Source organism: Flavobacterium sp. J27 (assembly GCF_004303025.1).
Classification (GTDB): Bacteria; Bacteroidota; Bacteroidia; order Flavobacteriales; family Flavobacteriaceae; genus Flavobacterium.
In genome coordinates this window covers 21,464-30,455 of sequence record NZ_PJQW01000022.1, presented here as the reverse complement: position 1 = coordinate 30,455, position 8,992 = coordinate 21,464, and the positions used below count along the sequence as shown (strand labels likewise).

Below are 8,992 nucleotides of genomic sequence, written 5' to 3'. Positions count from 1 at the left end.
AAAACCAGTGAAGCTAGCTTCACTGGTTTTAATTAATTTATTGTAAAACTTGTCAATCTATTTTAGGACGACTCAGATAAAGTGAATTGAATATTACGCTTTTCCTGCAGCAATTAAGTTTAAGGCAGAACCAGCTTTAAACCATTCAATTTGACCTTCATTATAAGTATGATTTGCTAAAATTACATCTTTAGAACCATCTGCATGAACAAATTCTAGTGTTAATGGTTTTCCTGGCGCAAATTCAGTTAAATCTAAGAAGTTGATAGTGTCATCTTCCTGAATTTTATCATAATCCGCTTCATTAGCAAATGTTAATCCTAACATACCTTGTTTTTTAAGGTTTGTTTCGTGAATACGAGCAAAAGATTTAACCAATACCGCTTTAACACCTAAGAAACGTGGTTCCATAGCAGCGTGCTCACGAGAAGAACCTTCTCCATAATTATGATCTCCCACAACAATAGAAGGAACACCAGCTGCTTTATAAGCTCTTTGCACGGCAGGAACAGCGTCATAACCACCAGACAATTGGTTTTTAACTTTGTTTGTCTCTTGATTAAATGCATTTACTGCACCAATTAACATATTATTAGAAATATTATCTAAATGTCCACGGAAACGTAACCAAGGTCCTGCCATTGAAATATGATCGGTTGTACATTTTCCGAATGCTTTAATTAACAATTTAGCACCTGTAATATTTTGACCATCCCATGGTGTGAATGGTGCTAATAATTGTAAACGTTCAGAAGTAGGGGCTACTACCACTTCTACATTAGAACCGTCTTTAGCAGGAGCTTGAAAACCAGCATCTTCTACATCAAAACCTTTATTTGGTAATTCATCCCCTTTTGGAGGGTTTAATTTTACTTCCTCTCCTTTATCATTTAATAATGTATCGGTTAAAGGATTGAAATCTAATCTTCCTGAAATTGCTAAAGCAGCAACCATTTCTGGAGAAGTTACAAAAGCATGTGTATTTGGGTTTCCATCAGCACGTTTAGAGAAGTTTCTATTAAACGAGTGAACAATTGTATTTTTTTCTTCTTTATCTGCGCCTTCTCTATCCCATTGTCCAATACATGGTCCACAAGCATTGGTAAATACTTTAGTTCCCATTTTCTCGAAAGTTGAGATAATACCATCTCTCTCGATAGTATAACGAATTTGTTCAGAACCTGGGTTGATACCAAATTCTGCTTTTGGAGAAATACCATGAGCTACAGCTTGTTCTACGATTGAAGCAGCACGTGTCATGTCTTCATAAGAAGAATTGGTACAAGAACCTATTAATCCCCATTCCACTTTTACTGGCCAACCGTTAGCTGCCGCTTCTTCTTTCATTTTTGAAACAGGAGTTCCTCTATCTGGCGTAAATGGTCCATTAATGTGGGGTTCTAATTCTGACAAGTTGATTTCAATTAATTGATCGAAGTATTGTGCTGGATCTGCATATACTTCTTTATCAGCTGTTAAATATGCCGCAACTTTGTCAGCCGCTTTAACTACGTCTTGACGATCTGTAGCATTTAAGTAACGACGCATCGAATCATCATACCCAAAAGTAGAAGTTGTAGCTCCAATTTCTGCTCCCATATTACAGATAGTACCTTTACCCGTACATGACATCGATTCAGCACCTTCACCAAAATATTCAACAATAGCACCAGTTCCTCCTTTTACAGTAAGAATATCTGCTACTTTAAGAATAACATCTTTAGGAGCTGTCCAACCGTTTAATTTACCTGTTAATTTTACTCCAATTAATTTTGGAAATTTTAATTCCCAAGACATTCCAGCCATTACATCTACTGCGTCAGCTCCACCAACACCAATTGCCAACATACCTAATCCTCCTGCATTTACAGTATGAGAATCGGTACCAATCATCATTCCTCCTGGGAAAGCATAATTTTCTAAAACAATTTGATGAATAATTCCTGAACCTGGTTTCCAAAAACCAATTCCGTATTTATTAGAAACTGAAGATAAAAAATCGAAAACTTCACTAGATTGTGATTTAGCACGAGACAAATCTGCCTCTGCCCCAACCTTTGCCTGAATTAAGTGATCACAGTGAACTGTTGTAGGAACTGCAACGTTTTTTTTACCTGCATGCATGAATTGTAATAAGGCCATTTGTGCAGTCGCATCTTGACAAGCTACTCTATCTGGTGCAAAATCAACATAATCTTTTCCTCTTGTGTATGCTTGTGTAGGTGTTTTTTCCCACAAATGCGAATATAAAATTTTCTCAGATAATGTAAGTGGACGACCCACAAGCTCACGTGCTTTATCTACACGTTCTGCCATAGTAGCGTACACTTTTTCAATCATTTCAATATCAAAAGCCATACTATTATAATATTTTTTTGTTAGTTTTTAAAAGTGACACAAATTTAGTGAATCTTAACGAGATTTAAAAATTTTTAATAAAACCTTAATTTATACTAAATATTATTTCTAATTACGCATTTTTAATGATGAAAATTCAAAAAAAATAATTTTTTACAGTATTTTTTACTAAATTCTTAATTTAAGAAACAAAAATTATCAAATCATCAAAATTACTAAAACGTTATCGCACACTATTTAAGTAAAAAATAAGAATTCTTACTAGGAATAAAGTTATAATTCTGAAATAGAAATTATTTTTCTCTCAAATACATCATTGGTTTTTCATAAAAACGATACAAAATATAAGATAGTCCAGTAGTAATGAAAAGATAACTTATCACTATAATAAACTTTGGCACAAAAAATGAAACATTTATTAATACACTTTTTACGAGTACTGCAATAATACTATAATGTAGCAAATACATACTATAGGAAATTTTACTGATAAATTGTATCACATTTGTAAATAGAACATTCGCTTTTTTCCAGTATATAAAAACAGGCAAACATAATGCAAAAGTAAAACTCGAAAAAGTAAAATAAAACACTCGAAAATAAAGAGGTTTAGTGTGTATATCAAAACCGTATACATTGAAAACAATAAATTGTAAAAAAAATAAGTGTACCGCTATAATAAAAAAATATACACTATATCTTTTTAAATAGGCACTATAAAAATAATGTACCCAAGCAATAACAAAACCAGTGATAATAGCATCTACTCGATAGACAACGATGGATTTAATATTTAAATTCCATACCTCCATATCATTAATCGTACTATTTAAATAATATATATATCGTAAAATAGTGAACACTAAAAGCAACCCAATACTCAACCACAAAAAAAGAAGTTTTCTATTCCATTTTACAAATTTTGCAACGAAAAATAAGAGCAAAGGTGAAAGTATATAAGTAAACTCTTCCACTGATAAACTCCATGATTCAGTAAAAATTACTATATGATAACTAGAAAAATTTTGAAGAAAGAAAACATACCTCCACCAGCCTTCCATTGGGTAACCAAAATAGAGTGCTAATCCAATATTTAAGAATAAAACTAAATAATAGGCAGGCAAGGTTCGAAACCATCTTCTTTTCAAAAAAACTAGTACTTCTTCTTTGGAAAAACTACTCGTAAGAAACATTTTTAATAAAATAGTACCTATAAGAAAACCACTCAACACAAAAAACAATTCAACACCAGCAAAGCCAGCCAAACCACTTAATGCTATAAGAGATGGATGAGTTGCATCAACAAGGTAATAGAGATGAGAAAACAAAACCAAGATAATTGCAGTAGCTCTAACAACATCTAAACCAAATATTCTTTGATTATTATGTAGTTCTTTATTCATTTATTCTATTTTTGTCTTTATTGTTTTAACATGATTACAAAATCAAAGATATACAAATATTTAGCCTTTACATTTATCTTTTCAAGTGTTTTTGGAATAGTCGTGTATTCTTTTTTATCAAATAGACATCAAGCTATTATAAAAACCAAACTACTTTACACTTTTGGATTAGTAGATAATGAATGGAAAATCGAAAAGCAAAATCAAGAATACAAAATGGTTTCTCCTACTTTTCTTATTGATGGTATTTATAAATCTATGGAAGGACCAAAATCGTCACGATATATACAATTGAGTCAGGACGATGATTTGCTTTGGATTACAGGATTTGAAGTAGAAGCTATAGATGCTAAAACGAATGCCTCTATTTCCAAAGATTTCATTTGTCACATGAATGTAGACATCAACGATATTAATTATTATACGAATTGGCACTTAGAAAATCGCATTGGCAAACAATATCCTCGTTTAACTTCTTTGTCCAATGGCTTTGAAAAATATAGTTATCCTGAAGGTTTTGGTATACCAATTAAAGGAAATGACTACCTATACATTACTTCTCAAGCACTCAATCATAATTACACTTCTATATTTAAAAAAATTAAACATGAAGTAACCATCACCTATCAAAAATATGATGGTTCTCAAAAACCTTTATTAAGCAAGACTGTTTTTATTCAACTACCGTATAATAAAAACAATCCTTTTGAAGAATCATTAAATGCTGGTAGCAACCAATGCATTCCAGTAGAAACTAAGAATCATAGTTATATGGATAAAGAAGGGAATATGCTTTCAGGACATTGGGTTGTTCCCAAAGGAAAAAACAGCTATCATAGTAACATCAATGAGCAATTAGATTTAAGGGACAGTTTACGTTTACATTTTGCTGCTATTCATGTGCATCCTTTTGCTACATCCATTGCATTATATGACAAAAAAGAGAACAAAGTCCTTTTTAAAAGTGCTATTTCAAACTATAAAGATAAAACGGGTTTAATTGAAGTAACTCCTTTTAGTTCTAAAGAAGGAATTTGGCTTTATAAAAACCATGATTATGAATTACGTTTAGAAGTAAATAACACTTCAGAAACGAATCAGGATATGATGGGCAGTATGTTTTTGTTTTTTTACGATCAGGAATTGGATGAAAAAATTAAACAATAAGTTTTACAGTATTGACTAACTATTTTTTAAATTTATTTGCATTTGTAAAACTAAAAAATGCTCCAATTATAAAAATACAACCCATTGCAGTTAAAAGCCAAGTAAGACCCTCTGTAGTAACACCAAATATAATAAAAACTAATCCAAAACCTAAATAAATAAAAGCTGCCTTCTGATGGTTCTTAGATGCAAAATTTTTGATAAGACTACTAATTTCTACATTCATTTTAGAATTAATTTCAATTTGTTCGGTTTTTGTACGAATTACTTCCCAATCAGCATATTCTGGTTCTGAATAAACAAATTTCCCTGTTTTAAAATCGGAACATCTATTTTCCTGTGCATAATTTACGATAATAAAAAGGAGAAGTAATAGTAGTATGTTTTTTTCATAAAATAGTTTTCATTTAGCTAATCTAATCTAAATTTTGTAATTCTCTAAAGTAGAAAACCCTTTTTATCAAATTTTATTAGAACATTTTAAGCTTCAAAAGCGATAGGTGCAGCCAAACAGCTATCTGGGATAGCAAATGCATCTACCAAAGCTACAGCATGAGGACGTATTTCCCAACACAATTGGTTTACCATTTTTCGAATTGCTTTTGTTTTTATAGCTTCCATATAGCCTTCTTCAAGATACCAAGCTTTATTTTTTTCAATTTGAGACAAGGCATACAATTGTAGTAAATTTTGTAAGACCTTTTTAATAGGTTCGTCCTTAATTTTATCAACCACTTGTTGAAACTGCTCTAAAAACACTCTTTCCAAATAAGCTTGTGCCACTTCAATCATGTGATGCTGTACCACATTAAAAGCATCATAAGGTTCTAACCCGTCATCTATTACCTTTTTTATTCGCTTTGCAGCGGATGCCAAAACGCTTTTTTCTCTGTATTGAAAAGCCTGCAAATGAAATTCAAAATCTAATAAATGGGTGGCATCTGTAGTTCTAGTAACGATAGGGTTTTTCTCTGAAATAACAGTTTTAGCATTCTCATAAACATAATTAATAATACCTAACGAACCCATTTCGCCAAATGTTTTTCTAAACTCAGATAAGCGACTTTTAGCCACTAATTGCATTAACACAGTATTATCTCCTTCAAAAGTAGTATAAATTTCAGTATCATTTTTTAAAGCATCTATTCGGTTTACAGACAAATACCCTTTTCCTCCACAAGCTTCTCTACATTCTTGTAAAATATCTCGCGCGCTCCATGTAACATACGCTTTCATTCCAGCTGCTAAAGCTTCTATTTCCTGCATATCTTCTTCAGTTCTGTCTAAAAAACGAGTCGTTAAATACTGCAATCCAAAATGGGAAGCATATATTTTTGCTACATGAGGCAACAGTCTTCGTTGATGTATGCGATAATTTAAAATAGGTACTTCTGATCCTCCATCAGGTCCAAATTGGCGTCGTTGATCTCCATATTTAATAGCAATGGTTAATCCAGATTTTGCAGCTGCCATGGCAGATCTAGGAATTCCTATTCGCCCACCAACCAAAGTACCTAACATGGTAAAGAAACGTCTGTTATCACTTGGTATTGGGCTTTCAAACGCACCCTCTTCATTAATTGAAGCAAATCGATCGAGCATATCTTCTTTTGGGATAACTACATCATCAAATTGCAATGTTCCATTATCAACCCCGTTTAGTCCCATTTTTTTACCACAATCGCCTATAGTCACCCCTTTCATTGGGTTTCCTTCTTTATCACGAATAGGCACTACAAAAGCGTTAACCCCATAATCGTGATTATCTATAATTAGCTTGGCAAATACAGTAGCCATTTGCCCATGTACAGCCGCATTGCCAATATACTCTTTTTGCGCTTTTGGATGTGGTGTATGAATACTAAATGTTTTGTTTTTATGATTATAGGTGGCCGTTGTTTCCAGTCCTTTTACATTGGAACCATGATGCGTTTCAGTCATAGCAAAACAACCCGGTAATTTTAAGTTACCAATATCTTTAAGATATTTTTCATGGTGTTTTTGGGTTCCCAAAGAATAGACACTCATGCCCCACAAACCAAATTGCACACCAAATTTAATTACCAGGCTTAAATCGTGATAACTAAGGGTTTCCATAATAGCAAAATAGGAAGCAATGTCATCTCCTCCTCCATATTCTTTTGGATAGGCTTTATTTCCAAAATTTTCTTTGGCAAGCATTTGACACCATTCATATACTTTTGTTCTATACTGATTACTATCTGTTTTTTCAAAAAAAGCAAATTCTGGTCGAGAAATAACCGTTTTTACTTTATTAATTATACCTACTTGATCACCATCTAAAAGACTTGTTAATTTAGCCACATCAAATTTTGAAACAGATATACTTTGCGATGTAATTGTATTGGATTGATTTTTAAATGTACTTACAATTTCTTCTCCCAAAAACCCTAAATCACTCTCTAGTTTTAAAAATGGAATTTGCAAGGAAACAATTTCTGCATCATTTTTTGAAAGTAGTTTAGCAACATCAAAGCTAGAAGTTACAGAAGGATTGTTAGTAATACAATTTTGAATTACTTCTTTCCAAGTGTTTATTGTTTCTCTTTTAGGTGGACGAGAAGGATCTATTTGAGTGAATAGGTATTCTTTTTCTTCTTTGTTTAACCAATTTTGTTCTTTAATAAAAGTAGTAAGTGTTTGAAATTCTTTTTGGGTTAAAAGATCATCTGACCAAACTAAATACAAAAAAGGAACAAAAGCTTGAAGTTTAGCATTACCCATAAGTAAAAGAATTAGAGGATTGTGTTTATTTATTTTACAAACTCTAATTTACTAAAAATATGACCTAGTATTTTGTAATTTATGATAATATATTGTTAAAGATTTCTTCTTAGCAAAGGCGCTTTTAATAATTTCCAATTGCATTGTAGAAACTTTAAAGTTATTTTTTAAAACAATTTCTTGATAATTTCTTCATCTGAAATTCCTTCGGCATCTGCTTTGTAATTTTTCACAATACGATGACGTAAAATTCCAGTTGCAACAGCTTGAACATCTTCAATATCTGGAGAAAATTTTCCTTTTAATGCTGCTTGTGTTTTAGCTGCTAATATCAAATTTTGAGATGCTCTTGGTCCTGCTCCCCAATCGATATATGTTTTTACATAATCGTTTGTAAGAGGATTATCGGGTCTAGTTTTGCTAACCAAAGTTACTGCATATTCAATTACATTATCTGGCACAGGTATTTTTCGAATCACATTTTGAAAATGAATAATTTCTTCCGCAGTAAACAACGGGCTAACAGTTGGTTTAAAATCGGAAGTTGTTGCTTTGACCACATTTACTTCTTCTTCAAAGGTTGGATATTCTAATTTTATAGCAAACATAAAACGGTCTAATTGGGCTTCTGGCAGAGGATAAGTTCCTTCTTGCTCAATAGGATTTTGGGTTGCTAATACAAAATATGGTAAATTTAATTTATAATTATGCCCTGCAACAGTTACAGCTCTTTCCTGCATAGCTTCTAACAAAGCAGCTTGTGTTTTTGGAGGTGTACGATTAATTTCATCGGCTAAAATGATATTAGAAAACACAGGTCCTTTAATAAATTTAAACTGACGGTTTTCATCTAAAATTTCACTTCCTAATATATCTGAAGGCATTAAATCTGGAGTAAACTGAATACGTTTAAAGTCTAACCCTAATACTTGAGAAATAGTATTTACCATTAAAGTTTTTGCTAAACCTGGAACTCCTATTAATAAGGCATGTCCTCCAGCAAAAATACTCAATACGATTTGGTTAATTACTTCATCTTGTCCTACAATTATTTTGGCTATCTCTTGTTTTAATGCTTTTTGTTTTTCTACCAATTGTTGAATGGTTGCTACATCTGACATATTATATGGTGCTATTTAAATATTCTATTTTTATGGTTACTAAAGTAAGAAAAAATACTTACAAAAACAGAAGCATTTTACTATTTAGACTTAACCGTGTGGTTGATTTTTTTTTACTTTACATTTTAGCATTTAGTTTCTTTAAAAGTTGAAACGATAAAAGCGAATGGCAGGAAACACAAACAAATTTTGACCTAA

General features: G+C 31.9%; 6 protein-coding genes. 1 reads left to right on the top strand and 5 read right to left on the bottom strand.

Annotated elements, in window-relative coordinates; translation table 11 throughout:
• Positions 1 to 93: 93 nt before the first annotated feature.
• Entirely contained in the window at positions 94 to 2,358 is a 2,265-nt protein-coding gene (locus tag CX675_RS19260) for an aconitate hydratase (RefSeq protein ID WP_130736888.1), read from the bottom strand.
• 293 nt (positions 2,359 to 2,651) lie between these two features.
• Positions 2,652 to 3,761, bottom strand: a complete 1,110-nt coding sequence (locus tag CX675_RS19255; RefSeq protein WP_130736887.1) for an acyltransferase — start codon at positions 3,759 to 3,761, stop codon at positions 2,652 to 2,654.
• Positions 3,762 to 3,791: 30 nt separating this feature from the next.
• Between CX675_RS19255 and CX675_RS19250 the strand changes: the two genes are divergently transcribed.
• Positions 3,792 to 4,928 (top strand): hypothetical protein, encoded by a 1,137-nt coding sequence (locus tag CX675_RS19250; protein WP_130736886.1) that lies wholly within the window; start codon positions 3,792 to 3,794, stop codon positions 4,926 to 4,928.
• Between the two features lie 19 nt (positions 4,929 to 4,947).
• Here CX675_RS19250 and CX675_RS19245 read toward each other — a convergent pair whose 3' ends face one another.
• The 3 genes from CX675_RS19245 to CX675_RS19235 all read right to left on the bottom strand — a co-directional run bounded on the left by CX675_RS19245 (position 4,948) and on the right by CX675_RS19235 (position 8,794).
• Entirely contained in the window at positions 4,948 to 5,154 is a 207-nt protein-coding gene (locus CX675_RS19245; RefSeq protein ID WP_130736885.1) for a hypothetical protein, read from the bottom strand.
• Positions 5,155 to 5,408: 254 nt separating this feature from the next.
• Positions 5,409 to 7,673 (bottom strand): acyl-CoA dehydrogenase, encoded by a 2,265-nt coding sequence (locus CX675_RS19240; protein ID WP_130736884.1) that lies wholly within the window; start codon positions 7,671 to 7,673, stop codon positions 5,409 to 5,411.
• Between the two features lie 167 nt (positions 7,674 to 7,840).
• On the bottom strand, positions 7,841 to 8,794 hold the full coding sequence (locus CX675_RS19235; RefSeq protein ID WP_130736883.1) for a MoxR family ATPase: 954 nt from the start codon (positions 8,792 to 8,794) through the stop codon (positions 7,841 to 7,843).
• Positions 8,795 to 8,992 lie beyond the last annotated feature (198 nt).